31 protein-coding genes, 1 pseudogene and 1 riboswitch are annotated in these 23,614 nt (G+C 65.9%); of the genes and pseudogenes, 16 read left to right on the top strand and 16 right to left on the bottom strand.

The window, feature by feature from the left end; genetic code table 11:
- Positions 1 to 39: 39 nt before the first annotated feature.
- The 4 genes from CFB52_RS22660 to CFB52_RS22650 are packed head-to-tail and all read right to left on the bottom strand — an operon-like array spanning position 40 to position 1,278.
- Positions 40 to 549 carry a tyrosine-type recombinase/integrase gene (locus CFB52_RS22660; RefSeq protein WP_257220616.1) on the bottom strand — a complete coding sequence of 170 codons (510 nt, stop codon included), beginning with the start codon at positions 547 to 549 and terminating at the stop codon, positions 40 to 42.
- A 23-nt stretch (positions 550 to 572) separates the two neighbouring features.
- Positions 573 to 797 (bottom strand): hypothetical protein, encoded by a 225-nt coding sequence (locus tag CFB52_RS34325; protein ID WP_124862030.1) that lies wholly within the window; start codon positions 795 to 797, stop codon positions 573 to 575.
- Positions 779 to 946 carry a hypothetical protein gene (locus CFB52_RS34725; protein WP_155644490.1) on the bottom strand — a complete coding sequence of 56 codons (168 nt, stop codon included), beginning with the start codon at positions 944 to 946 and terminating at the stop codon, positions 779 to 781. The genes CFB52_RS34325 and CFB52_RS34725 overlap by 19 nt, the downstream gene beginning before the upstream one ends.
- Complete coding sequence (locus CFB52_RS22650) at positions 946 to 1,278, bottom strand: hypothetical protein (protein WP_099317496.1); 333 nt, start codon at positions 1,276 to 1,278, stop codon at positions 946 to 948. Before CFB52_RS22650 ends, CFB52_RS34725 begins: the two co-directional genes overlap by 1 nt.
- Before the next feature lie 296 nt (positions 1,279 to 1,574).
- Here CFB52_RS22650 and CFB52_RS22645 point away from each other — a divergent pair, with 296 nt between their 5' ends.
- From CFB52_RS22645 to CFB52_RS35420, 4 genes and pseudogenes are all read left to right on the top strand, one after another.
- A complete protein-coding gene (locus tag CFB52_RS22645) occupies positions 1,575 to 2,201 on the top strand; it encodes a hypothetical protein (RefSeq protein WP_099317495.1) in 627 nt (208 codons plus the stop codon).
- A gap of 8 nt (positions 2,202 to 2,209) precedes the next feature.
- Positions 2,210 to 2,461 (top strand): hypothetical protein, encoded by a 252-nt coding sequence (locus CFB52_RS22640; RefSeq protein WP_099317494.1) that lies wholly within the window; start codon positions 2,210 to 2,212, stop codon positions 2,459 to 2,461.
- A 15-nt stretch (positions 2,462 to 2,476) separates the two neighbouring features.
- Entirely contained in the window at positions 2,477 to 2,926 is a 450-nt protein-coding gene (locus CFB52_RS22635; protein WP_099317493.1) for a D-Ala-D-Ala carboxypeptidase family metallohydrolase, read from the top strand.
- Positions 2,923 to 3,180, top strand: a pseudogene (locus CFB52_RS35420) (hypothetical protein); the annotation flags it as partial. The gene CFB52_RS22635 and the pseudogene CFB52_RS35420, both read left to right, overlap by 4 nt.
- Positions 3,181 to 3,248: 68 nt before the next feature.
- On the opposite strand, the gene CFB52_RS35175 reads toward CFB52_RS35420, so the two are convergent.
- Genes CFB52_RS35175 through CFB52_RS22620 form a run of 3 tightly spaced genes read right to left on the bottom strand, consistent with a single transcriptional unit; the run spans position 3,249 to position 4,378 of the window.
- On the bottom strand, positions 3,249 to 3,779 hold the full coding sequence (locus CFB52_RS35175; RefSeq protein WP_257220615.1) for a hypothetical protein: 531 nt from the start codon (positions 3,777 to 3,779) through the stop codon (positions 3,249 to 3,251).
- A 14-nt stretch (positions 3,780 to 3,793) separates the two neighbouring features.
- The gene (locus CFB52_RS22625) at positions 3,794 to 4,078 is read right to left on the bottom strand and encodes an addiction module antidote protein (protein WP_060310902.1); all 285 of its coding nucleotides are present in this window, start codon (positions 4,076 to 4,078) and stop codon (positions 3,794 to 3,796) included.
- Positions 4,079 to 4,081: 3 nt separating this feature from the next.
- Positions 4,082 to 4,378 carry a type II toxin-antitoxin system RelE/ParE family toxin gene (locus CFB52_RS22620; protein WP_099317491.1) on the bottom strand — a complete coding sequence of 99 codons (297 nt, stop codon included), beginning with the start codon at positions 4,376 to 4,378 and terminating at the stop codon, positions 4,082 to 4,084.
- A 232-nt stretch (positions 4,379 to 4,610) separates the two neighbouring features.
- On the opposite strand from CFB52_RS22620, the gene CFB52_RS22615 reads away from it, so the two are divergent.
- From CFB52_RS22615 to infA, 3 genes are all read left to right on the top strand, one after another.
- Positions 4,611 to 5,021: a type II toxin-antitoxin system VapC family toxin gene (locus tag CFB52_RS22615; RefSeq protein WP_099317490.1), complete on the top strand. Its 411-nt coding sequence runs from the start codon at positions 4,611 to 4,613 to the stop codon at positions 5,019 to 5,021.
- 281 nt (positions 5,022 to 5,302) lie between these two features.
- Positions 5,303 to 5,506: a cold-shock protein gene (locus CFB52_RS22610; protein ID WP_006483056.1), complete on the top strand. Its 204-nt coding sequence runs from the start codon at positions 5,303 to 5,305 to the stop codon at positions 5,504 to 5,506.
- A gap of 482 nt (positions 5,507 to 5,988) precedes the next feature.
- On the top strand, positions 5,989 to 6,252 hold the full coding sequence (infA, locus tag CFB52_RS22605; RefSeq protein WP_006483034.1) for a translation initiation factor IF-1: 264 nt from the start codon (positions 5,989 to 5,991) through the stop codon (positions 6,250 to 6,252).
- A gap of 182 nt (positions 6,253 to 6,434) precedes the next feature.
- Here infA and CFB52_RS22600 read toward each other — a convergent pair whose 3' ends face one another.
- Positions 6,435 to 7,805, bottom strand: coding sequence for an MFS transporter (locus tag CFB52_RS22600; RefSeq protein WP_099317489.1), 1,371 nt, complete (start codon positions 7,803 to 7,805; stop codon positions 6,435 to 6,437).
- A 165-nt stretch (positions 7,806 to 7,970) separates the two neighbouring features.
- Positions 7,971 to 8,198 carry a hypothetical protein gene (locus tag CFB52_RS35415; protein WP_180278240.1) on the bottom strand — a complete coding sequence of 76 codons (228 nt, stop codon included), beginning with the start codon at positions 8,196 to 8,198 and terminating at the stop codon, positions 7,971 to 7,973.
- Here CFB52_RS35415 and CFB52_RS35410 point away from each other — a divergent pair.
- From CFB52_RS35410 to CFB52_RS22575, 6 genes are all read left to right on the top strand, one after another.
- Entirely contained in the window at positions 8,122 to 8,550 is a 429-nt protein-coding gene (locus CFB52_RS35410) for a hypothetical protein (RefSeq protein ID WP_373680979.1), read from the top strand. The genes CFB52_RS35415 and CFB52_RS35410 overlap by 77 nt on opposite strands.
- A 7-nt stretch (positions 8,551 to 8,557) precedes the next feature.
- Entirely contained in the window at positions 8,558 to 8,692 is a 135-nt protein-coding gene (locus tag CFB52_RS35170; protein WP_257220614.1) for a hypothetical protein, read from the top strand.
- A 78-nt stretch (positions 8,693 to 8,770) separates the two neighbouring features.
- Complete coding sequence (locus CFB52_RS22590) at positions 8,771 to 9,070, top strand: hypothetical protein (protein WP_059585078.1); 300 nt, start codon at positions 8,771 to 8,773, stop codon at positions 9,068 to 9,070.
- Between the two features lie 167 nt (positions 9,071 to 9,237).
- Complete coding sequence (locus CFB52_RS22585; protein WP_099317488.1) at positions 9,238 to 9,882, top strand: DUF1326 domain-containing protein; 645 nt, start codon at positions 9,238 to 9,240, stop codon at positions 9,880 to 9,882.
- A complete protein-coding gene (locus CFB52_RS22580; RefSeq protein WP_099317487.1) occupies positions 9,879 to 10,670 on the top strand; it encodes a DUF2182 domain-containing protein in 792 nt (263 codons plus the stop codon). The genes CFB52_RS22585 and CFB52_RS22580 overlap by 4 nt, the downstream gene beginning before the upstream one ends.
- 53 nt (positions 10,671 to 10,723) lie before the next feature.
- On the top strand, positions 10,724 to 11,071 hold the full coding sequence (locus tag CFB52_RS22575) for a copper-binding protein (protein WP_099317486.1): 348 nt from the start codon (positions 10,724 to 10,726) through the stop codon (positions 11,069 to 11,071).
- 177 nt (positions 11,072 to 11,248) lie between these two features.
- Here the strand turns inward: CFB52_RS22575 and CFB52_RS22570 are convergent, their stop codons facing one another.
- Entirely contained in the window at positions 11,249 to 11,710 is a 462-nt protein-coding gene (locus CFB52_RS22570; RefSeq protein ID WP_059585082.1) for an Lrp/AsnC family transcriptional regulator, read from the bottom strand.
- 116 nt (positions 11,711 to 11,826) lie between these two features.
- Between CFB52_RS22570 and CFB52_RS22565 the strand changes: the two genes are divergently transcribed.
- Positions 11,827 to 12,459, top strand: a complete 633-nt coding sequence (locus CFB52_RS22565) for a LysE family translocator (RefSeq protein ID WP_099317485.1) — start codon at positions 11,827 to 11,829, stop codon at positions 12,457 to 12,459.
- Between the two features lie 125 nt (positions 12,460 to 12,584).
- On the opposite strand, the gene CFB52_RS22560 is transcribed toward CFB52_RS22565, so the two are convergent.
- From CFB52_RS22560 to CFB52_RS22535, 6 genes are all read right to left on the bottom strand, one after another.
- Complete coding sequence (locus CFB52_RS22560) at positions 12,585 to 13,580, bottom strand: alpha/beta hydrolase (RefSeq protein WP_060310910.1); 996 nt, start codon at positions 13,578 to 13,580, stop codon at positions 12,585 to 12,587.
- Positions 13,581 to 13,602: 22 nt separating this feature from the next.
- Positions 13,603 to 14,154 carry a TetR/AcrR family transcriptional regulator gene (locus CFB52_RS22555; protein WP_257220613.1) on the bottom strand — a complete coding sequence of 184 codons (552 nt, stop codon included), beginning with the start codon at positions 14,152 to 14,154 and terminating at the stop codon, positions 13,603 to 13,605.
- 128 nt (positions 14,155 to 14,282) lie between these two features.
- Complete coding sequence (locus CFB52_RS22550) at positions 14,283 to 16,211, bottom strand: TonB-dependent receptor domain-containing protein (protein WP_099317484.1); 1,929 nt, start codon at positions 16,209 to 16,211, stop codon at positions 14,283 to 14,285.
- Between the two features lie 214 nt (positions 16,212 to 16,425).
- Positions 16,426 to 16,619: riboswitch (cobalamin riboswitch) on the bottom strand.
- A gap of 302 nt (positions 16,620 to 16,921) precedes the next feature.
- On the bottom strand, positions 16,922 to 17,896 hold the full coding sequence (locus CFB52_RS22545) for a threo-3-hydroxy-L-aspartate ammonia-lyase (RefSeq protein ID WP_099317483.1): 975 nt from the start codon (positions 17,894 to 17,896) through the stop codon (positions 16,922 to 16,924).
- 51 nt (positions 17,897 to 17,947) lie between these two features.
- Positions 17,948 to 18,586 carry a transcriptional regulator gene (locus CFB52_RS22540; RefSeq protein ID WP_060310914.1) on the bottom strand — a complete coding sequence of 213 codons (639 nt, stop codon included), beginning with the start codon at positions 18,584 to 18,586 and terminating at the stop codon, positions 17,948 to 17,950.
- A complete protein-coding gene (locus tag CFB52_RS22535; protein WP_099317482.1) occupies positions 18,583 to 19,104 on the bottom strand; it encodes a YbaK/prolyl-tRNA synthetase associated domain-containing protein in 522 nt (173 codons plus the stop codon). Before CFB52_RS22535 ends, CFB52_RS22540 begins: the two co-directional genes overlap by 4 nt.
- A gap of 403 nt (positions 19,105 to 19,507) precedes the next feature.
- Between CFB52_RS22535 and CFB52_RS22530 the strand changes: the two genes are divergently transcribed.
- Complete coding sequence (locus CFB52_RS22530; RefSeq protein WP_059574351.1) at positions 19,508 to 21,094, top strand: isocitrate lyase; 1,587 nt, start codon at positions 19,508 to 19,510, stop codon at positions 21,092 to 21,094.
- A 622-nt stretch (positions 21,095 to 21,716) separates the two neighbouring features.
- Positions 21,717 to 23,582 carry a phosphoenolpyruvate carboxykinase (GTP) gene (locus tag CFB52_RS22520; RefSeq protein ID WP_099317481.1) on the top strand — a complete coding sequence of 622 codons (1,866 nt, stop codon included), beginning with the start codon at positions 21,717 to 21,719 and terminating at the stop codon, positions 23,580 to 23,582.
- Positions 23,583 to 23,614 lie beyond the last annotated feature (32 nt).

Below are 23,614 nucleotides of genomic sequence, written 5' to 3'. Positions count from 1 at the left end.
TGTCGCATAAGGGCGTGTTCAGAACTTGTTCAGAATTCGTTAGGAACTCACGCGCACGCGGAGCGGTTCGACGCCGCGCGCGTTGGCGTACAGCGCAGCCGACGTGTCGGACATGTGGCCGAGCAGAACCTTCGTGTCGACGCCGCCTTGCTTGTCGTACAGGCGCTTCGACAGGCTGCGGATTTCGTGGAACGAGGGCGCGTTCTCGTCAGCGATGCCGGCTCGTTTCCGTGCCCGCGCGAACGCTGCGGAAATTGTCGCCAGACTTACTTGCGCGCCGGGCGTGGTGCCATTCTTCCGGCCGGTGTAGTGGATCAGGTATTTGCTGATGACGCCGGTCCGCTTGCAGCGGGCGATCACGTCGTCGAGCGATAGGCCGATCGCATCCAGCCGAAGCGAGACGGGAATCTCGACGACGACGCCGGTTTTCTGCCTCGTCACGCGCGAGAAACCGTTTCGCGTCCACGACCGCTCCCACCGCCCGCAGGTCGACCGATCCTGACCGGATACCAGCGCGAGCAGCATCGCGTTTTCCAGCCACGACGACACCTTCGGCGCCTCTCCCAGAATCGTCAGGAAAGTGTCCAGCGTAAGGCGTCGGCGCGTCGTGGTTGTGCGTCGGCGTTGCGGTCTGGATGTGGCTGTTTCACGCCGGCACCGTCGTTGGCTTCGGCAGCCGGAAAGAGGACTACGTGGACAAGGCGGGCGACCCGAAGTCGCTGCTGTGGAAGGTGCGCCAGTTCATCGCCATGCTGCCGGCCGAGCTGCAGCCCGATGGCTACGACGAGCGCGAGCATGCGCCGCAGAACTTCAGGTCGGCCGTGCTGCGCGCGCGGTTCTCGCTCTCGCGTTCGTCCCACCGTTTCCAGCGGCGCTGCGCGCGCTCGACGACTTCATCGCGCACGTCGGCGACGTCATCACGGTCGAGGGTTTCGTTCGTCGCCATCAGGCCATCCATGCGAGGTTCGAGGGCGCCGGCACGCGCGCGACGGGCGCGCTCTGCGGCTTGCGGGCTTCTTCGGTCGGTGCGAGGAACGTCAGAATGAAGGCGTCAGCGCGGTCCGGCGACTTGCCGAACTCGGCCTTGTATTCCTTCTTCGACTGGATCAGCAGCGCGCCGTCGCGGAACTTGTATTTCACCGACGCGAGCTGCGCCTTCAGTTCGGGATCGGGCGGCATGCTCACCGGGCCGTCGGCCAGGTAGTCGCGGGCGCCGCGCCACGCCTTCGCGCGCAGGTTGTAGTTGCGGCCGGTCGACTGCTTCGCGCCGGTATGCACGCCGACGACACGATCCTTGTACGGGCCGATCCACTGCTACTCGAACGACATGAAATGGACGCAAGACAGCGACCGCGCGCGCCGGAACATGTACATCGGCACGAACATGTCCTGCAGCTTGCTTGTAGTTGACGGCAGCCAGTGCGAGATCCGCGGCAGCAGCACCCTGATCGGCATCGTGAAGCAGTATTTCGGCGGGCAGGGTGGCGACTCGCTGATCCTGTCGGGCAACGATATCAAGATCGGGACTCACTACGGGATCATGCGAAACGACGGCGTTTCGCGGGGGCAGCACTGTGCTGCGTATCTCGGGCAACTACAACCAGGTCGGCACGTCGCAGGTGATCGGCACGCTGAACCGTTTCGACGGCGTGGTGATTTCCGGCGTCGGCAACTCGATCAACGACCTGATCGCGCGTGAATGCCGCGTTGGCCTGACGATCACCGGATCGCAGAACCGCGTGCGTGGGCTGCTGGTGCGCTGCCTGACGGGCTTCAGCTACACGCGGCCGACGGACGTCTATCAGGGGGCGAACCGCGTCGAGCTGCGCATCTACCAGACGGACGCCGGCACCGTGTACGTCGCCGGCAACGCGCCGATTCCAGACCGCGACGTGTTCGACATTCAGGCGAACGGCTTGCCGACCGGGCCGAAGGGCATGCACTTCGTCGCCGAGATTGAGGCGCTGCCGGTCGATACCGATGTCGCGCAACAGGTGACGGTCGCGCATGGGCTGCTGTGGCCGTGCCGGCGCCGCGACGTGCGGCTGACGATGACCGGCCTATCGGTCGCACCAGCGCAGTTCTCGTACTGGCGTGTGCGGCAGGTCGACGACACGAACGTGCAGTTCGAATACCGCTGCATCAACCCGTCGAGCCCCGGCGGTCAGGTGAGTTTTGCGCTCGAAGCGCATGTGAATTAGAGAGAGGCATGGCATTTCAGAAGGTAACGAAGCCGTCGCACTACATCGTGCAGCTCGACGCTGCCGGCGCGGTCGACGCGGTGTCGCTGCGCACGATCGAGCATGTCGTCGACAGCGACACGGGCGCGGCCGTCAGCGACGTTACGGCGATCGTGCCGATCGTCGATTTTTCCAATGGCGGCGACACGGCGGCCGCGCGCGTGGGCCTTGTCGCGCTGCGCGCGCTGATCGACGCCGCTATCGCGCGATCGGGCGCGTGACGATCAGGAGGACCGATGCAGCTCACCCCACAATTCACGCTCGAAGAACTCACGCGCAGCGATACGGCACGCGACCGGAAGATCGACAACACGCCGACGGCGGCGGCCGTGGACAATCTGTGCAGGCTCGCGCCGGTGCTCGAACAGGTGCGCGTGATGCTCGGCTCGAAGCCGATTCGGATCACGTCTGGTTATCGCAACCAGGTCGTGAATCGTGCGGTCGGCGGCGTGCCGAACAGCGACCACCTGACAGGCCGCGCGGCCGACTTTCAGTGCTCGGGGTTCGGGGCACCGCGCGATATCGCGCGTGCGATCGCTGCGTCGGGACTACCGTTCGATCAGATCATCAACGAATACGACCGGTGGGAGCATATCAGCGTGCCGGCCGAAGGCGCGACGCCGCGGCGTCAGGCACTCACGGCGCGGAAGGTCGGCGTGAAGACGACGTACACGGCGGGCGTATGACGACCGAAAGCGAAATCTGGAAGGTGTGGAAGGAAGTCAGCGGCCTGGCGGCGATCGGCGGCGTGATCGCGTTTGGGAAGATGATGGCCGAACCGAAGCGGCCCGGGGTCCGCATTATCATCGGGCGTACGATCGTCGGATCCGGCCTGAGCGTCGCCGCCGGCGCGGCGCTGACGTTGTTCCCCGACCTGCCGCCACTGGCGGTGACAGGTATTGGGGCCGTCTTTGGGATTCTCGGGCAGCAGTATCTAGAACTGCTCGCGACGCGGGCACTGAATCGGCGTCGGCCGATTGAGGCGCCGACGAGAGCACGTAACCGGCGTTACGCCTCGCGCGGGCGCCAGTGGGTCGGCTCGATAAATTCGGCAATGAGCGGCGCGCCGCTATCCAGATTGAGTCGATCCATGCGACGACCGAGCATCACGAAGCACGGCTTGTCGAACATGTTGTAGCCGGACTGCTCGTTGATGAACAAAGCATTCAATTCCACCACTTCGTCATCCACGAGAAGCTGAACTTTGACCGGCGCTTCGTTGACATTCTCCGAGATCGTCGGCAGCTGATCGCCGACGCTGATCCAGTCGTCAGTGGGCATAGGCACAGGTTGAATCAGCTTGATCGGGGGAATCGGTGCGTCCGGATTGCGGTTGTGCCCCCTGAGAAATTCCCTGGCTTGCGAAATGTCAGCCGGCGTCGTGTTCCGCGGATCGGTGAAGTATTTTTCACCGAGTGAGATTGCCTTGTCGCGTACTTTCTGGTCGGCCTTGTTTGGGCGGTCGAACTCGCTGGCCAACTGCGCAAGGTGGTAACTCACGCGGTCGTATTCTTCTTTCGGAACTTCAAATCGGCTCATCTTCTCTCTCTTTGTTAGTGTGCGACGGTGAAGCTCATGCGAAGGCCAAGCGACCGGATTATCTTCTGCATGGTTTCGTAGCGCGGGTGTGCGCCGGGCGTCAGCGCTTTGTGAAGTGCGACACGGCCGACGCCGGCGGCCGCTGCAACTTTCGTCATGCCGCGCGCGCGCGCGACAGCCGCGACGGCAGCGAGGAACACATCAGGATTTGGGTCCTCGGCCGCGACGGCGAGGAATTCCGCGACCGCCTCATCGTTGTCGAGGTAGTCGGCCGCATCGAACTCGGTGTAGTTGGTCATGGTTTACTCCGTCAGTTCGCGCGCCATCTGCACCGCGCGCTTGATGTCCTTCTTCTGCGTCGACTTGTCGCCGCCGCACAGAAGGAGGTAGACCACTTCGCCGCGACGGACGTAATACACGCGGTAGCCCGGCCCGAAATCGATCTTCAGTTCGCAGACCCCTTCGTCGAGCATGCGGTACTCGCCAAAATTGCCGAGCTGCGCGCTAACCAGGCGGGCGGCGATTCGGGCCTTGCCGCGCTGATCGCGTAGGTTGGCAAGCCACTCGTTAAATTCGTCTGACCGCTGCAAAGTAATCATGCCAAAATTGTACCCAATTGGGTACAGAATGGCAAGTCGGATGTTTTGCTTGGCGAACCTGTGCGGGGCGAGCCGGCACGGCGACGCGGACCGGTGAGCCTGTTCGGAACCCTACTGTAAGTCGTTGATTCGACTGGCCGCATGAGGCACACTTCTGCACTCGATTTCTGGCCGAAACCGGACCCTAAGACCATTGAAAACCAAAGAAAAAACGTCTGATCGCCCGGCCTACTTGATTGATACGAACGTCATCAGCGAAATCAGGAAGGGCAAGCGAACCAACCGGGGCGTGCGGGCGTTCTTCAGGCAGGCCGAAGCCGACGCAAGCCCACTTTACCTGTCGGTCGTGACGGTGGCCGAGCTGCGGCGCGGTGTCGACCTGATCCGTCATCGCGGCGATCACAGTCAGGCGTCGGCGCTCGAGGCCTGGGTGGCGATGATCCTGTCCGGCTATGCGCCGAACATCCTGCCGGTCGATGTCGAGACCAGCCAGATGTGGGGGCATTTGCGCGTGCCGGATCCGACGCATGAGCTCGACCAGCTGATCGCGGCCACCGCGCTGATCAACGATCTGACGGTCGTCACGCGCAACGTCGACGATTTCGCTCGCACCGGCGTCCGGCTGCTGAATCCATTCGACTAGCGTCGCAGGGGCGGTCCCCCCGTCCCAACAGACGATGTAGCGCCCTTCGCCGGCCGGCATCCCGTGCAGCGCCCGAGGGTCCGCGCTTGTGCGCTGCACCAAAAGAACTTGACGAAACGGCCGCGACCGCGTAGTGTCCGAGACCGAAGTCGTCAAGAAGTTCGATTGCTCATCATTGGCCGCACACCGTGCGGCAGTCGTTGGTCTCTCCCTCTTTGATTCTTTCTGTGCCCGTCGCGGGCGCATCTTCATCATTCGTCATTTGTATTAAGGAAGTATTTGTGGATACCGGTACCGTCAAGTGGTTCAACGAAACCAAGGGCTTTGGTTTCATTTCCCCGGACAACGGCGGCGACGATCTGTTCGCCCATTTCTCGGAAATTCGCGGCACGGGCTTCAAGACCCTGGCCGAAGGCCAGAAGGTCAGCTTCGAAGTGAAGCGCGGCCCGAAGGGTCTGCAAGCGTCGAACATCACGCCGCAGTAAGCCGCATCGGCATCGGTCGCCCATCGGCGGCCGCTGCCGGATAGCGGGCCGCTGCCGGATAGCGTATCGCGCGGGCGCCGCTCGACGGCAGCCTGTGCGTTCCGATGCGCACGACCGATGCATCGCGACAATCACGATGCATCGGTCGTGACGCCTCCCTCATCGCATGCCTGACCGCATGCGACGCAACGCCCTCGTGAAATGCATGCCGTTTCGCGAGCGCATCACCGCTTGAACGCATCAACCCGAGCAGACCGCCGCCATGCCGTAGCTGGCGCGGTCCCGACTTGCGCGGCGCCGCTGGCGCCGCAGCCACCGACCGCCCGAACGTCGCAACGCGCCGGGCACCGATCGCAAGACTGGCCCGAGGCCCGTCTGAACGAACCGATCCCGGCCGCTTGCCGGCCGCCGTCCCGTTTGCGGGAGCCGGCGCCGGGCAGTCGCCGCGGCCGCGGTCAATCACCTTGTCTGGAGGAATTGGTTTGGCAAAAGAAGAACTGCTGGAACTGGACGGAATCGTCGACGAAGTGCTGCCGGACAGCAAATACCGTGTCACGCTGGAAAACGGTGTCGTGGTCGGCGCGTACGCGTCGGGCCGCATGCGCAAGAACCACATCCGCATTCTCGCGGGCGATCGCGTGACGCTGGAACTGTCGGTGTACGACCTTACCAAGGGCCGCATCAACTTCCGGCACAAGGACGCGAATTCCCCGCGTCCGCCGCGAAGCGGCCAGCCGCGCCGCTAAGCGGCCACGATAGGTGCGCAGCGCGCACCTATCGTTCCCCGTCCGGTCTCGTGGCCGGACGAACCGGATGAACGGCACGCGGCGTGCCGTTCGTCGGTAGTCGGCGGCGCTGTCGCGCCGCGGCTTCTTCTGTTTCTCCCGCCTTTACCGGCGCCGCGTGTGCCGAGCGCGCATGTCACGCGTCATGCCGACCGCTGTACGGCAACTGCCGCCACCGCCGCGCCCGTCAATTGAACCGCCGCGCCGGCGAACATCGCCACCCGCAGGCCGGTCGCGCCGCCGTGCATGGCGGCGAACGCCGTGCCGAGCACCGCGATCCCGAGCGTCGCGCCAGTCATCCGCGCGACGTTGACGAGCGCGCTGGCGGTGCCCGAGCGCGCCGCGTCGACGGCGCCGACCGCAACGGTCATCAACGGGCCCGTCGCGATTCCCATCCCCAGCCCCGTCAGCGCGAGGCCGATTTCTGCGCCGAACAGGCTCGACGCGTCCGCCGACGCGCCGATCGCGGCGAGCCCGCTTGCGATCACGGCGACACCGCCGGCCGTCGTCGCGCGCGCGCCGATGCGCTCGGAAAGCGGCCCCGACCACGGCGATACGACGACGAACACGAGCGCCATCGGCAACAGCGCAAGGCCCGCGCCGGTCGAATCGAGGCGGCCGATGCTCTGCCACGTCAGCGGCAGCAGAAACAGCACGCCGTACATCCCGAACGTCATGCCGGTGGTCGCGGCGATCGCGCCGCGAAACGCACTGATCAGGAAAATATCGAGCGGCACCAGGGCGGCTTCGCCGTGGCGGCGCTCGATCGCCACGAACGCGACGAACGACGCAACCGCGATGCAGCCGGCGATCGCACAGGCGGCCGGCGCTTCGCGGAACACGATCGCCGCATACGCGAGCGCGCCGAGCGCGAGGGCGCCCGCGACTTGCGCGGCGCCGTCGAAATGCCGGCCGTGCGGATCGGACGACTCGGGCACGGCCGGGATCGCGAGCAGCATCGCGGCGATGCTCAGCGGCACGACGACGAAAAAGATGCTGCGCCAGCCGAAGTGCCGGATCAACACGCCACCGAGCGTCGGGCCGATCGCCATCGCGACGCCATTGCATGCGGCCCAGATGCCGAGCGCGCGTCCGCGTTCGACCGGGTCGCGCCACACGACGCGCACGATCGCAAGCGATGCCGGCAGCAACAGCGCCGCGCCGACGCCGGCCAGCGCGCGTGCGGCGATCAGCACCGACACCGACGGCGCCAGCGCGCACAGCAGCGACGCGATCGTGAAGATCGTCGTGCCGGCCATGAAGATGCGGCGGCGCCCGTACAGGTCGGCGAGCAGGCCACCCGTCAGCAGCAGCACCGCGTACGTGAGGTTGTAGCTGTCGACGACCCACTGCAATGCGCCGACACCGGCATGGAAATAGGCGCCGATCGCGCGCGTCGCGAGATTGACGACGGCCGTATCGACCTGGGCGACGAGCACGGCGATGCATAGCGTGAGCAGCGTCACGCCGCGGCGTTTGGGGGCGTGGTCGGCGAGTGCGGCGGTATCGGTCATGGCGGCGTTCCTCGGCAGGCGATCGTTCAACCTTGAGCGCGGCCCGCTGCCAGCGTCATGTCAGCAGGCGAGGGCACCACGCGATGCAAGCGCCATGCCCGCACCTGCGCATACGCTCCGGTCGCCACTCGCGTTCAGGATCGCGAGTGCGTCAACGGCCTGCTTCTACCTCATCCGGTCGCATACCACGACGAGCGTTTTCATCGGCATGGTTGTCCGCGTACTCAGGCAAGATAATCGCCGAGCCCATCGGTTTTGATGAACACCGATGCGCGATTGCCGTCGGGTGCGCAATCGTGCTTCAGCGAATGCGTCGATGTTTCCGAGCGTGACCGGCTCGATCGCGCGCAACGACTCCGTGGCGACGATTTCGCCGTACGCTGCCGATTGCATGCATGACACCGCGTACACCACCGGCGCCGATACCGGATCGATTGCGTCGCGCCTCGCCATTGGCTTAAGATCGTCGCGAGATCATCCCACGCCTTCAGCGTCAATGAAAAAGAGCATAAGCCTGCGGGTCGCCGTCATCGCTTCGGCCGTTGCCGTGTACAGCGTCTACATGCACATCCAGCAGTTGATCAGCGGCTGCATGTGGGTCAGGGGCCATCAGCGCTGCAGTTTCGAAAACAGCACGAATTTCGAGGGCTGGATGGATCTGGACCTGATGATCACCTGTTGCTGGGTCGCCGCGGCGGTGGTCGGGTGGATTTCCGTTGCGCAGGGCGCGAAGAAGCCGGGTTAGCGACGTCATGCACGTGCTGCTCGATCAAGCAGGCTCGACATCCCGCTCGACCGGATCGAATCTGTCAATTCGTGACAACGCGCATGGGCTCGCGAGCGAAGCCGGCGCGCTCGACGCATTCGGGCCCGAAACGAACGCCTGATTCCGCGGCCGTCGGGCGACATCGTGGCGATCTTCGGCGACAGGCGTCGCATCGCGCACTGCGCGAGGGGAGGTTCACGTGCAATTTCCGACAGGATCGGTGGTCGCGCTCAGCTCGGCCGCGGCGACGATGTTCTCGATGGGCATGCTGTTTCTCGGCTACTGGGGATTGCACGAAGCGCTGCCCTGGCGATTCGGCGACTTCGTCGTGATCGTGCCCGCGCTGGCGGGTTTCGCGTGCCTCGCCAGCGTGCCGTTTCTCGCAACATCGCCGATGAAAACGTCCGACGACGAGTCGCGAATGTTCGTCGCGCGACGCGTGTTTCTGTGCGGCGCGGGTGCGGTGTGGTGTGCGATCGTCGCGTCGCTGTTCGTGTGAGAGCGGGGCGGCGCGACGGTTTTCGCAACAGCCCGGCGAGCGCCTCCCGAAACGTCTTACGTGAGGCCGGAACGCAGGGTTTTCACGCCGCCATGACCGCGTTGCTTTCCCCCATTGCGTGCACTAGATTCGAAGCGTTCGTTTGTTTCAGAGCGCGAGGTGGAGCCATGACGCCGTGGGAGATTCAGGGCACCGAAATGATCAGTTGCAATTGCTCATACGGTTGCCCTTGCCAGTTCAATGCGCTGCCGACCAACGGCAACTGCGAAGCGATGGGCGCGATTTCGATCGACAGCGGACATTACGGCGACGTGGTGCTCGACGGCGTCAGGATCGCGGTGGTGTTCCAGTGGCCGGGCGCCGTTCACGAAGGCCACGGCAAGTGCCAGCCGATCGTCGACGAGCGCGCCAGTCCGGCGCAGCGCGACGCCGTGTTGAAGATCATGACCGGTCAGGATACCGATCCATTCGCGACGATGTTTTCCGTGTATGCGTCGACGCTCGAGCACGCGTTCGAGCCGATCTTCACGAAGATCGATTTCGACGTCGATGTCGATGCGCGGCGCGGCCGGATCCACGTGGACGGCGTGTTCGACGCGGCCGGCGAACCCATCCGCAATCCGGTGACCGGTGACGAGCACCGCGTGCGGATCGACCTGCCGCACGGTTTCGAATACGAGCTGGCCGAGATCGGTTCGGGCACGGGGCGCTCGCAGGGCAACATCGCGCTGAATCTCGACGGAACCTATGCGCAATTCGCGCGGCTGCATCTGAACAACCACGGGCTGGTTCGGCATCGCGCCGCGGCATGACGCCGGTCGATACCTGGCTCGCGCGCGAGCGAGTCGTCACGCTGCTCGGTATGGCCGCGCTCGTCGGCCTGTGCTGGTTCTATCTGTGGACGGGTGCGGGAACCGGCATGTCGGCGCGGGAGATGACGACCGTCGCGCTGTTTCCGCATCGGCTGGCGGACGGCATGGGCAGCATGGATCCGTCGCTGCCGACCGTGATCGCGATGTGGTGGGTGATGATGATCGCGATGATGACGCCCGGCGCCGCCCCGCTCGTGATGCTGTACCGGCGCGTGCTGCGGCAGCACGGCGACGGAGCGGCGGGATCGGCGTTCACGTCCATGGCGCTGCTGGCCGGCTATCTGACGACGTGGCTGGCGTTCTCGATCGGCGCCGCGCTGCTTCAGGCGCTGCTGCAGCCGGCTGGCCTGATCTCCGCGATGATGCTGTGGTCGAAGAGCGCGCTTCTTTCCGCCCTCGTGCTGGCGCTGGCCGGGCTCTATCAATTCTCGCCGCTGAAACGCGCGTGTCTGCGGCAATGCCGCGCGCCGGCGGCGTTCCTGGTCGCGCACTGGCGCCCGGGCGTTGCCGGCAGTTTCCTGCTGGGCGCGCGGCATGGTGCGGTTTGCGTGGGCTGCTGCTGGTTGCTGATGGCGCTGCTGTTCGTCGGCGGCGTGATGAACGTCGTGTGGATCGTCGCGTTGTCGCTGTTCGTGTTCGTGGAAAAGGTCCTGCCCGGCGGCGATCGTATCGGCCGTGTGCTGGGTGTCGTGCTGATCGCGTGGGCCGGTGTGACGTTGATCGTGTGAGGTGCGGCGCCTGCCCGCGGAAGAAGCATGTCGAGCCGGACGGGAGATGCTCGATGAAGACCTGCTTTCATGCCGTTGCCGTGTCGTGCGCGATGGCGATCGTTGTCATGCCGGCGCTCGCGGGCGGCGACATGTCCGGCATGAACCTGCGCGACACGACCATGTCCGCGCCGGACACGAAGCTGACCGATGCGGAGGTGAAGCACATCGATGCCGCGCGACGGCTCGTGACGCTGAAGCACGGCGCGCTCGACAACCTTGGGATGCCGCCGATGACGATGACGTTCAAGGCCGGCGACGCGGCGATGATCCCGCCGCTGCATGTGGGCGACAAGGTCCGGGTTCGAGTGGAAAACGTCGACGGCACGCTGACGATCGTGAAGCTGGCGAGGCGGCAGTGACGAGGATGCGGCGCGTGCACGGAGCGACGCCGTCGGTTTTTCTCTGCACGTGCTACGTAACCGAGGGCCAGCGCAGCGCCGATTTCCGGCATGGTCGCCCGTGTCGTCGGTGCCACACCGGCGACCGTGGTCAACGGTCGTGGGACCGCCGCGGGCGGCGGGGCGGCCCGCGCTCGTTCATTTCCTGACGATATCGGCCCTTGCCGCCGGCCGTGCCAGCCCGCGCGCGGGCAGCGGCGTCGACATCACGATCGACGTGCGCGTTTCGCCGTACAGGTTGATGCGTTCGATCAACTGTTCGAGATGGGCCATGCTGACGGCGACGAACCGCATCACATACGAATCCGCGCCCGTCACGTGATGGCATTCGACGACTTCGGGAATCGTCTCCAGCAGCTTGAGGAACTTCGCTTTCGCCGGTTGCGGCACCGTAATGCCGATCAGCGCGCTCACCGGATAGCCGGCCGCGGACGGATTGATCCGGGCCGTATAGCCTTCGACCACGCCGGCTGCTTCAAGACGCTTCACGCGCTCCGTCACCGCCGGCACCGACAGGTGAACCTGGCGCGCGAGCTCCGTATAGCTGATGCGCCCGTTGTCCTGCAACAGCGCCAGTATCTTCCAGTCCAGATCGTCCATCGCGGCGGGCGTTTTTAAGGTAGAGCCGCCATTCTTCCTTAAAAACCGCATTCAGCGAGGGCCGGACTTTCCCTACGATGCCTGTTCGATCCACCGAATGTCGCAAGGAGCAGGCGATGCTGTTCATCAAATCCGTCGTGATGGGGCTGTCGATCGCGGTGCCGGTCGGCCCGATCGGCATGCTGTGCATTCAGCGCAGCCTGAGCCGCGGTTTCCAGGCGGGATTCGCGACGGGCATCGGCGCCGCGTGCGCCGACGCGATTTACGGCCTGCTCGGCGCGCTGGGCGTCGCGGGCATCGTCACCGCATTTCCGATGCTGACCGTCGGCCTGAAAATCGGCGGCGGCGCGTTTCTCGTGTGGCTCGCGTGGACCATCGCGCGCCAGGCGCCGGCCGCACCGGCCGGGCCACGCGACGTGCCGCGGACGACCGTCCTGCGCGATTTCCTGACGACGTTCGGCCTCACGCTGTCGAACCCGATGACGATCGTGTCGTTCGTCGGGATCTTCGCGGCGCTCGGCCCGCTGCCGGGGGCACGGGAAGGCGCGATGTGGGCGACGGTGGCGTGGATGGTCGCCGGCGTGTTCGTCGGCTCGGCCACGTGGTGGCTGTGCCTGAGCAGCGCGACCGCCGCGCTGCGCACGAAGCTGTCGTTCGCGTTCATGCACGGGCTGTCGCGCGCGTCGGCGGCCGTCGTCGCGGCATTCGGCGCGATCCAGCTCGCCGCGGGCGTGCGCGGGCTGATCTAGGTGCACGGCGCGGCGCGGGGCGACCGGATCGCGTCACCCGCGGGATTTGCCGCATTCGATCCGGGGAGCCAGCGATCCGGCCGATGCCGTTGTCGTCCTTGTGTGCCCGTCCGTCGATCGCCGGCTCAATTCGACCCGTGCAAATGCGCATGCACGAAGCGCGCGATTTCCTGGCTCAGCTCGATGTCCTCCGGCGCGCCCATGAACCCGCCGTGCGGCATGCCCTCGAACACGTGCAGTTCCGTCGGCACCTGCGCGCGCCGCAACGCGCGATGCAGGCGCACGGCGTTCGACAGGAACAGGTCGCGCGTGCCGCTCTGGATGAAGGTCGGCGGGAAGCCGGCAGCGAAATCGCCGAACAGCGGCGACAGGTACGGATGCGCGAGATCGGCGCCGTTCGCGTAGAGCAGGTTGTTCGCCATCAGCGGCGCCGGCAGCACGACATCGACGAGCCGGTTGGTCTCGAAGCTGTCGCCGGATTCGGTCAGGTCGGCTTCCGGCGACAGCAGCACGAGCGCGGCAGGCAGCGGCAAGCCTTCGTCGCGGGCACGCAGCACCATCGCGGCGGCGAGATTGCCGCCGGCGGAGCGGCCGCCGATGACGACGTTTTCCGGTGCGTGATGCGCCAGCACGTAAGCATAGGCGGCGATGCAGTCGTCGAGCGCGGCCGGATACGGGTGTTCCGGCGGCATCCGGTAGTCGACGCCGTAGCAGCGGATGCCGAGCCGGTCGGCCTGCATCTGCGCGCCGGCGCGGCACGCGGCGCCGCCGCCGACGACCAGCGCGCCGCCATGCAGATCGATGTAGGCGCAGGCGCCGGAAGCCGCGGCGTCGGGTGTCGCGACATGCACGTCCGCATCGCCGACGCGGATCGTCTCGACGCTCGAGCGCAAATAGCCGGCGAGTTGCTCGACCGCGGCCGTGTAATGCGCGTCGGCACCGGCCTTCACGCGCATCCATGCGTCGATGTCGTCCGGCGCCGGCATCACGTGCAACGCATTCAGCGGCACCCCGTCGTCGCCGGTCAGGCGTTGCAGCGCGGCGCGTGCTTCGTCGCTGATCGAGGTCGGGAAGGGCACGACACGGCTCGGCAGCACGACGCCGTCGGGTTTGTCTTTCATTGCTTGGATTCCGTTCGGTACGTCAGGCGGCCGAAGGCCAGTGGCGCAGCATCACGTCGAGCGCATCGAGGCTGCGTGCCCACGACACGTCCGAATCCGGCGCGCTGTGCGAGAAGCCGCCGGCGCTTTCGAGCGTCACGTAGCCCATGAAGAAACCGCCGAGCAGGCGGATCGCATGCGCCTGTTCGCTATCGGGCAAGCCGTAGCTGCGCAGCACCGCCGCCGTCATCCTGACGAGTTGCCCGCCCGCGCTTGCGGTGGCGCGCCCGCCGCTCACCGGATGGCGCGCGGCCGCGAAGCGGCCCGGATGCGCACGTGCGTAGTCGCGATAGACGTTGGCGAGCGCGGCCAGCGCGTCCTTGCCGGTGCGGCCGGCCAGCGCGTCGGCGGCGCGCTCGGCCAGCTCCTGCAGCGCGAACAGCGCGATCCGGCTCTTGAGATCGTCGAAGCTCGCGACATGGGAATACAGGCTCGCCAGCTTGACGTCGAAATGCCGCGCGAGCGCTGCGCCGGTGAGTTGCTCGAAGCCGGTTTCATCGGCGAGCTGCGCGCCGGCTTCGACGAGCTTGTCCACGGTAATGCCGGCGCGTGCCATGACGAATACTATGCGGGTTAGTCAAAGAACTAATTCTATTAGCTTTTGCCGCGCTGTCAATTTTCCGCGCGTGCCGGTGTGGTGCGTCGCGCCGCTGCGTGCGGCCGTCAGAACGTATAGCTCACCTTGCCGAACGCGGTGCGCCCGAGCGTGTTGTAGCCGTACGCGGTCATGTATTGCCGGTCGAACAGGTTCGACAGCGACGCCGACACCGTCAGGTGCGAATTGATCCGGTACGACGCTCGCAGGTTCACCGTCAGGTACGACGCCAGATACTGCCGGTTGGCCGGGTCGTCGAACGTCGAGCCGCCGTACAGCAGCGACGCGCCCGTGCTCAGCGCGTGCAGCTTCAGTTCGTCCCACGTGTGGTCGACGTTCAGGCTGACCGTCTGGCGCGGCCGGCGGCTGAGCCAGGTCTGGTTGGTCTCGTCCTGCGGATTCAGGATCCCGACCGCGACGCTCACCGGCGTCGAGCGGCCGATCGTTCCCTTGTACGACAGGTCGATGCCGCGAATGTGCGAACGGCCGATGTTCATCGGCGAGAACGTCGCCGGGTTGTACGCGATCAGGTTGTTGACGCGCGTGTCGTAGATCGCCGCGGTGAACGTGCCGTACGCCGTGTTCGCGTCGAGCGCGGCCTCGACCGACGTGCTGCGTTCCGGGCTGAGGTTCGGATTGCCGTAGCCCGGGTAGTACAGGTCGTTGAACGTCGGCAGGCGGAACGCGTTGCCGTACGACACGCGCGCCGTGTAGACCGGCGTGATCGCCCACGACAGCGCGGCGTTGCCGGTGTTCACCGCTTGCCCGGCGATGATCTCGTGACGGCCGGCGACGAACATCGTCACGTTGCCGAGCGTCGCCGACTGGTGCAGCGAGAACGCGGAATCGTTGCGCGTCGGCACGCCGCCGGGAATGTCGACCGGCAGGAACGCCTGTTCGCGCGTGAAGTCGTACGCGAGCTTCGATTCGCCCGACAGCGGCAGCCCGAACAGGTGGAAACCGTGCGCCTGATGGGTCAGCGACGTCGACGTGCTGATGCGCTGCGAATTGATCTGGTCCGTCGCGAGGGCCGGGTTGTCCGCGTAGATGAACTGGCGATCGTTCGCATAGCCGAACGACTGGTCGAACTGCGTATCGGGCGTGATGTCGAGATGGAATGCGACGCCGGTCGTCAACTGGTGATCGCGTTCGCGATTCGCGTAGCCGCTGTTGTCGTAGGACAGATCGGAGCGGTGGTACAGCGCGAACGTCGAGATCGACCAGTTGTCGCGCGCATAGCCGAGCCGCGCGTCGAGATCCTGCGCGTGATACGGATTGCGGCCGTCTTCGTGGCCGTAGAAGAAGGGCCGCGTCGCATCGATGCCGGCCGTGTTGTAGTCGTGCAGCCCGAGCGAATAGGTGAGCCCGCCGAGCGCGGCCAGCGGCCCCGTCGACGGCACCGTGCCCGACGTGCGGAACTGCGTGTCGAACGTCTTGTTCGAACCGCCGCCGAACGACACGGTGGTCTGGTTCGGCTGGTTGGCGGCGCGGCGCGTGAAGAGCTGCACGACGCCGCCCATCGCGTTGTTGCCGAACGATGCGGCGGCCGGGCCGGAGATCACCTCGACGCGCTCGAACGCTTCGGTCGGCAGGTCGGCCCACGGCGCGATGCCGGTGGTCGGCGAGCCGATCCGGATGCCGTCGATGAACACCGCGACCTGGCTCGCCGACGAGCCGCGGATGCTGACCGACGCGGACGAGCCGGGCCCGCCGTTTTGCGAGACGGTCACGCCCGGCAGCGTCGCGAGCGCCTGCGTGATGCTCGGGTCGGCCGGCGACAGCCGGTCGAGATCCTCGCGCGTGAGCACCTGCGTCGACGCATAGCGCCGGTCGAACGATTCGGGCAGGTGCCGCGTGTCGGTTACGCTGATCGTGGGCAGGTCCGCGGCTGACGCCGGCGCCGCGGGCTGCGCAGGCGCCGCGTCGCCGGCCGCATGGGCGAGCGGGGAAAGCAGCGCGGTGGCGGCGGACGTGGCAAGCAGGTGACGAAGGTTCATGAGACAGCGGGACAAAACGTGTGACGTGTACGGCGATCGTGAGCCGGGGGCCGGCAGGGGATGCATGCCGACGGCGCGTCGGGGCGACGCTTCCGGCCGGGAAGCGGATTCGGGAACGATGGACATCTGACGGATCCTGAGGTCGGGTCGTCCATGCAACGGGCGGCCGCCAACGGCGGTGCTTGCACATCGGGACACCCCGCCCGGTGCGGCTGCTGGACCTCGGGTCGATGGCAGGTCTCCTGGCTCGCGGGTCGCCATCCGTGCGGGCCTTCCCGGTTTCCCAGTGGCATGCGGAGGCACGGATTCGCCGCTCACAGTTGCGGGGGCAGCCGCAGATTCGAGACGTCGCCTCGCCTGCGTTCCCTTTTGATCCCATCCCTGGGAACCATCAGCGCGCAAGGGTAATGGCGCGCGGTCGGGCACGTCAATCGTCCGGGCGCGCGGATGCGAAAAAACGTCATTACCCGGTGTCGGCTTTCCGGATGCTTGCGTTCGAGGTGCCCGGGCGGCGTTTCAGGTCTGAAGAAATGGTCGGGTTCCAACGCATGCCGTCGCGCCCGGGCGGCGGCGATCGCGCGCGTATTCATGAAGACGCCTTCATGACCGACTTCGGGACGACGACGTAATCAGTCCGGGGCGCGAAACCTGGCGCGACGTGGAGGCGGGGCGGTGCGCGCATGACAGGATCTTCATGCGCGCCGCGACGCTCAGGCCGGTGCCGACACCAGCGCGCAGAAATTCTCGAGATCGACGTTGCCGCCGCTGATCACCACGCCGACGCGCTTGCCCTGCAGCGCGTCCTTCATCCGTCGCACCGCGGCGAACGCCAGGCAGCCGGTCGGCTCGACGACGAGCTTCATGCGCGTGGCGAAGAAGCGCATGCAGTCGACCAGCTCCGCGTCCGTCGCGGTCAGGATGTCGTCGACGTCGCGGCGCAGGATCGGGAACGTGAGGTTGCCGACGTGCTGCGTCTGCGCGCCGTCGGCGATCGTGCGCGGCGTGTCGATGTGCACGATCGTGCCGGACCGGAACGATTGCTGCGCGTCGTTGCCGGCTTCGGGCTCGACGCCGTACAGCTTCGCGTGCGGCGACAGCGCGCGCGTGGCGAGCGCGGTGCCCGACAGCAGCCCGCCGCCGCCGAGCGGCGTGAACACCGCGTCGAGCGGGCCGACTTCGTCGAACAGTTCCTTGGCCGCGGTGCCCTGGCCGGCGATCACGTCCGGGTGATCGTAGGGCGGAACCAGCGTGAGCCCGTGCTTTTCCGCGAGCTCGCGCCCGATCTGCTCGCGATCCTCGGTGTAGCGGTCGTAGGTCACGATGTTGCCGCCGTAGCCGCGCGTCGCGGCTATCTTCGCGGCCGGTGCGTCCTGCGGCATCACGATCGTCGCGGGAATGCCGAGGATGCGCGCCGACAGCGCGATTGCCTGCGCATGGTTGCCCGACGAGAACGCGACGACGCCGTGGCGGCGCTGTTCCGCGTTGAAGCGCGACAGCGCGTTGAACGCGCCGCGGAACTTGAACGCGCCCATGCGTTGCAGGTTCTCGCACTTGAAGAACACCTGTGCGCCGAGCGCGTCGTCGATCGTCCGCGACGTCATCACCGGCGTGCGGTGCGCATGGCCTTCGAGCCGGGCCGCGGCGGCGGCGACGTCGTCGTACGTGGGGAGAGTCGGAGAATTCATGGTCGCTCGGGGTCGAAAAAGTCAGTCAACTGGAATGCGGGGCGCGCCGCGTCACTTCGCATCGTTGTAGACGGTGGCGCGCGACACGCCGAGATGCTGCGACACGATCTCCATCGCGCGGCGCACCTCGAGGAAGCCGTCCGCCTTCAGCGTCTGCATCAGCTCGCGGCGCTGGTCGGTCTTCAGCTCGCGCGGCGTCGTCGCGAGGCGTGTCGCGAAGGCGTCGATGCGCTGCCGGATCGCGTCCGCGCCGGCCGGGTCGAGCGTTTCGACGACGGCTTCGCCGTCCGTGCGGCAGAACTGGCTCAGCATGCCCTGGAAGCCGCGGAACAGCGTGACGTCGGCATTCAGGCACAGCGCGGCCACGTAGCGCCCGGTCGAATCCTTGATGCCGATCGACGTGCTTTTGGCGGTGCGGCCGTCGGCGAAGCGGTTCGGATAGTTCGCGAGCACCTGCGGGAAATCGTCGTCGGCGATGCGCGCGAGGCCGAGTTCGGTCGCCGGGTCGCCGACCGCGCGCCCGGACAGGTTGTTGTGAATCGCGAGGATCGCGTGCTCGGGCGTGCGCAGGTCGTGCACGACGACCTCGGTGAACGGCGCGAACATCTCGCCGAGCCCTTCGGCGATGCGCTGCACCTGCTCGATCAGCGATGCCTGTTCCGACAGCAGTGGTTTGCGGTTCGTGCTCATGCGTGCTCCTGCGGGGCGGGGGCGTCTGTCGTCTCGGGGCGCGTGATGTCGGCCAGCAGCGGGCGCGCGATCCGGACGTAGTCGGCCGCGTCGAGCACGACCGAGCGGTCGAGGCGGCCCGCGTTGAACGCGATCTCGGCGTTGCGCTCGACCAGCGCCGGATCGACGACGAGCGTCACGTTCGCATCGAATACGAACGGCGGCACGGCACCCATCACGCAGCGCGTGACGGCGGCCGCGAGGTCGGGCGAGGCGAGCGTCGCCTTGCGCCGGCCAACCGCATCGGCGACCTTGCGGAAGTCGATCTTCAGGTGGCCGGGAATTACCGCGAGCGCGGTGGCGTCGCCGCCGTCCTTGAACGTGCAGAGCATCGCCTTCGCGCCCTGTTCGGGGCGCGTGCCGCGCAGCGCGGCAATCGCCTCGGATTTGCCTTCCGCCGGATGCTCGAGCACGCGGAAACGCGCGCCGGCGGTAGTCAGCAGGTCGCAAAGCGTGTCGAAAACGGGAGAGTCGTTCATGGCGCTCCGGGAGGCAGGCAGAGGCGCAGACGCGCTGGGATTAAAGAATTGTCCAAGTATAGACGTTTTGTCGCAGCCCTGACAAAGGCGAGAGCGGTCGTCGCTGTCCGGCCTTGCCGACGCGGCCCGTTCTCCAGCAGCCGAAAGGAGATTTCATATCGCGGAATTCGCATCGGTTTCCCGCCGCCGCGTTTTACCGCCGCTTGAAACCGTGTTTTGCATCGCAAAAACGCTTGGCTATCTCATTGAAAAACAACAAAAATTTATATCTTATGTCTTATATAAGACTTGACCGAAATGTTGCCGGACGGGATTACTATTGAGTCCATGCAGTTCGCTTCGTCACACGCGGCGGGCACGCTGAACTCTTTACTCAAATGCGCTTCGTTCCCAGGAGATAGACATGTCCCAATATCAAGACGACATCAAGGCAGTGGCTGGCTTGAAGGAAAACCACGGCAGCGCGTGGAACGCCATCAGCCCCGAGTATGCGGCCCGCATGCGTGCCCAGAACAAGTTCAAGACCGGCCTGGACATCGCGAAGTACACCGCGAAGATCATGCGCGCCGACATGGCCGCGTACGATGCCGATCCGTCCAAGTACACGCAGTCGCTGGGTTGCTGGCACGGCTTCATCGGCCAGCAGAAGATGATCTCGATCAAGAAGCACTTCAACAGCACCGAACGCCGCTACCTGTACCTGTCGGGTTGGATGGTCGCCGCGCTGCGCTCGGAGTTCGGCCCGCTGCCGGACCAGTCGATGCACGAAAAGACCTCGGTCAGCGCGCTGATCCGCGAGCTGTACACGTTCCTGCGCCAGGCCGACGCCCGTGAGCTGGGCGGCCTGTTCCGCGAGCTGGATGCCGCGAAGGACCCGGCTGCCAAGGCCGCGATCCAGGAAAAGATCGACAACCACGTCACGCACGTCGTGCCGATCATCGCCGACATCGACGCCGGCTTCGGCAACGCGGAGGCGACCTACCTGCTGGCCAAGCAGTTCATCGAAGCGGGTGCGTGCTGCATCCAGATCGAGAACCAGGTGTCGGACGAGAAGCAGTGCGGCCACCAGGACGGCAAGGTCACGGTGCCGCACGAGGACTTCCTCGCGAAGATCCGCGCGATTCGCTACGCGTTCCTGGAGCTGGGCGTGGACGACGGCATCATCGTTGCGCGTACCGATTCGCTGGGCGCCGGCCTGACCAAGCAGATCGCCGTGACGAACCAGCCGGGCGACCTGGGCGACCAATACAACTCGTTCCTCGACTGCGAGGAGCTGTCGGCCGATCAGCTGGGCAACGGTGACGTCGTCATCAAGCGCGACGGCAAGCTGCTGCGTCCGAAGCGCCTGCCGAGCAACCTGTTCCAGTTCCGCGCCGGCACGGGCGAAGCGCGTTGCGTGCTCGACTGCATCACGTCGCTGCAGAACGGCGCCGACCTGCTGTGGATCGAAACCGAAAAGCCGCATATCGCGCAGATCGGCGGCATGGTCAGCGAGATCCGCAAGGTGATCCCGAACGCGAAGCTGGTGTACAACAACAGCCCGTCGTTCAACTGGACGCTGAATTTCCGTCAGCAGGCGTACGACGCGATGAAGGCCGAAGGCAAGGACGTGTCGGCGTACGACCGCGCGCAACTGATGAGCGTCGAATACGACGACACCGAACTGGCCAAGCTCGCCGACGAGAAGATCCGTACGTTCCAGGCCGATGCATCGCGTGAAGCAGGCATCTTCCACCACCTGATCACGCTGCCGACGTACCACACGGCCGCGCTGTCGACCGACAACCTGGCCAAGGAATACTTCGGCGATCAGGGCATGCTCGGCTACGTGGCCGGCGTGCAGCGCAAGGAAATCCGTCAGGGCATCGCGTGCGTGAAGCACCAGAACATGTCCGGTTCGGACATCGGCGACGATCACAAGGAATACTTCAGCGGCGAAGCGGCGCTGAAGGCAGCGGGCAAGGACAACACGATGAACCAGTTCGCGTAATCGTCATATCCGCGGCAGAAAGCCAATCCGTGACGGGTTGGCTTTTTTTCATTCGACGCGTGGAGCGCGTGATTGCCCGGCACCTCGTTTCGAGCGGGGGTGTCTATCGCGATTCGAACAGGATGTTTGTGTACGCAACTGATTCAGGGTTTGCCTGAGTAGCGAAAACGCTGATTCGCACGGCGTGCGTTCGCGTTGTTCGTTTGCCCAAGCGGCAGGTTGAAATTGCCGCTCGTACGAAACCCTTGCAGGGCGGTCGTCACACGCGTTTCGTCCCCAAAGCGCGTGCGACGACGCCGTAAAAAGAACCTGCCTGCAACGCGCATGCCGGCGCGCCGGCGCAGCGGGTTTCTTGCTGCAACGCAACGCCCGCCCAATAACGGCGATGGTATGCTGGCCGACATGGAGTTGTATGGCAGGTTGCTTGCATGGCGAAACTCGCGTTCGCACGCTTATATACGAGACATCACCTTCTCTCGCCCGCATCGCGGCATCGACGCGCGCTCCGCTCGCGCGTCCCGTTCTGCTGCGCGCTGCCGCTCCCTGCGCTCCGCACGCATTCCCATCTCGCGGGTTCACCCCGCATCCCCCATCCCCCGCCCAATAATCTGGAGACATCCCCATGTCGCAAAACACTTTGGCCGAAGCAACACATGGCCCGCTGATCGCTCCGCCGGCCTTCGTCAAGCATCGCGAGCTGATCGACTGGGTATCGCGCATCGCGGCGCTCACGGAGCCCGAGCGCGTCGTGTGGTGTGACGGTTCGCAGGAAGAATACGACGCGCTGTGCCAGGCGATGGTCGACCAGGGCACGCTCACGCGCCTGAACCCGGCGAAGCGCCCGAACTCGTATCTCGCGCAATCCGATCCGTCTGACGTCGCGCGCGTGGAGGATCGCACGTTCATTTGCGCGGCTTCGCGCGACGACGTCGGTCCGACCAACAACTGGATCGATCCGGCCGAAATGCGCGAGACGCTCAACGGTCTGTTCCGCGGCGCGATGCGCGGCCGCACGCTGTACGTCGTGCCGTTCTCGATGGGCCCGCTCGGCTCGCCGATCGCGCACGTCGGCGTCGAGTTGTCCGACAGCCCGTACGTCGCGGTGAACATGCGGATCATGACGCGCATGGGGCGCGACGTGTACGACGTGCTCGGCGAGGACGGCGATTTCGTGCCATGCGTGCACAGCGTCGGCCATCCGCTCGAAGCCGGCCAGCAGGACGTGCCGTGGCCGTGCAATCCGGTGAAGTACATCGTGCACTTTCCCGAAACGCGCGAGATCTGGAGCTTCGGCTCGGGCTACGGCGGCAATGCGCTGCTCGGCAAGAAGTGCTTCGCACTGCGCATCGCGTCGACGATGGGCCGCGATCAGGGCTGGCTCGCGGAACACATGCTGATCCTCGGCGTGACGTCGCCGGCCGGCAAGAAGTATCACGTCGCGGCCGCGTTCCCGTCCGCGTGCGGCAAGACCAACTTCGCGATGCTGATCCCGCCGCAGGGCTTCGACGGCTGGAAGGTCACGACGATCGGCGACGACATCGCGTGGCTGAAGCCGGGCCGCGACGGCCGCCTGTATGCGATCAATCCGGAAGCCGGTTTCTTCGGCGTGGCGCCGGGTACCGGCGTGAAGACCAACCCGAACGCGATCGCCACGCTGAAGGAAAACGTGATCTTCACGAACGTCGCGCTGACGGAAGACGGCGACGTGTGGTGGGAAGGGCTGACCGACACGCCGCCCGCGAAGCTGACCGACTGGCAGGGCAATCCGTGGACGCCCGAGATTGGCAAGGAAACCGGCCGCAAGGCCGCGCATCCGAATTCGCGCTTCACCGCGCCGGCCGCGCAGTGCCCGTCGATCGACGACGACTGGGAAAACCCGGCCGGCGTGCCGATCGACGCGTTCATCTTCGGCGGCCGCCGCTCGACGACGGTGCCGCTCGTCACGGAAGCGCGCGACTGGGTCGAAGGCGTGTACATGGCCGCGACGATGGGCTCCGAGACGACCGCGGCGGCCGTTGGCCAGCAGGGCGTCGTGCGCCGCGATCCGTTCGCGATGCTGCCGTTCTGCGGCTACAACGTCAGCGATTATTTCGCGCACTGGCTCAAACTCGGCCGGCAGCTCGAGGCCGCCGGCGCGACGCTGCCGAAGATCTATTGCGTGAACTGGTTCCGCAAGGATGCGAACGGCAAGTTCGTGTGGCCGGGCTTCGGCGAGAACATGCGCGTGCTGAAGTGGATGCTCGACCGTCTCGAAGGCACCGGCGGTGGCGGCGAGCATGCGTTCGGCGTGTCGCCCGCGTATGAGGACCTGCACTGGGACGGCCTCGATTTCACGCGCGAGCAGTTCGATGCGGTGACGTCGATGAACGCGGACGAATGGCGCGAGGAGCTGAAGCTGCACGCGGCGCTGTTCGACATGCTGAAGCTGCGCTTGCCCGCCGAGATGACCGACACGATGAAGAAGATCGAGCAGCGTATCGGCGGCTGACGAGCGGCATCGACGTCACCGCTCTGCAAGCG

The sequence above is a fragment of the Burkholderia sp. AU18528 genome (genome assembly GCF_002223215.2).
Lineage (GTDB): Bacteria > Pseudomonadota > Gammaproteobacteria > Burkholderiales > Burkholderiaceae > Burkholderia > Burkholderia semiarida.
The sequence above is the reverse complement of the archived record's forward strand: the minus strand, read 5'-3'. Positions and strand labels throughout refer to the sequence as shown.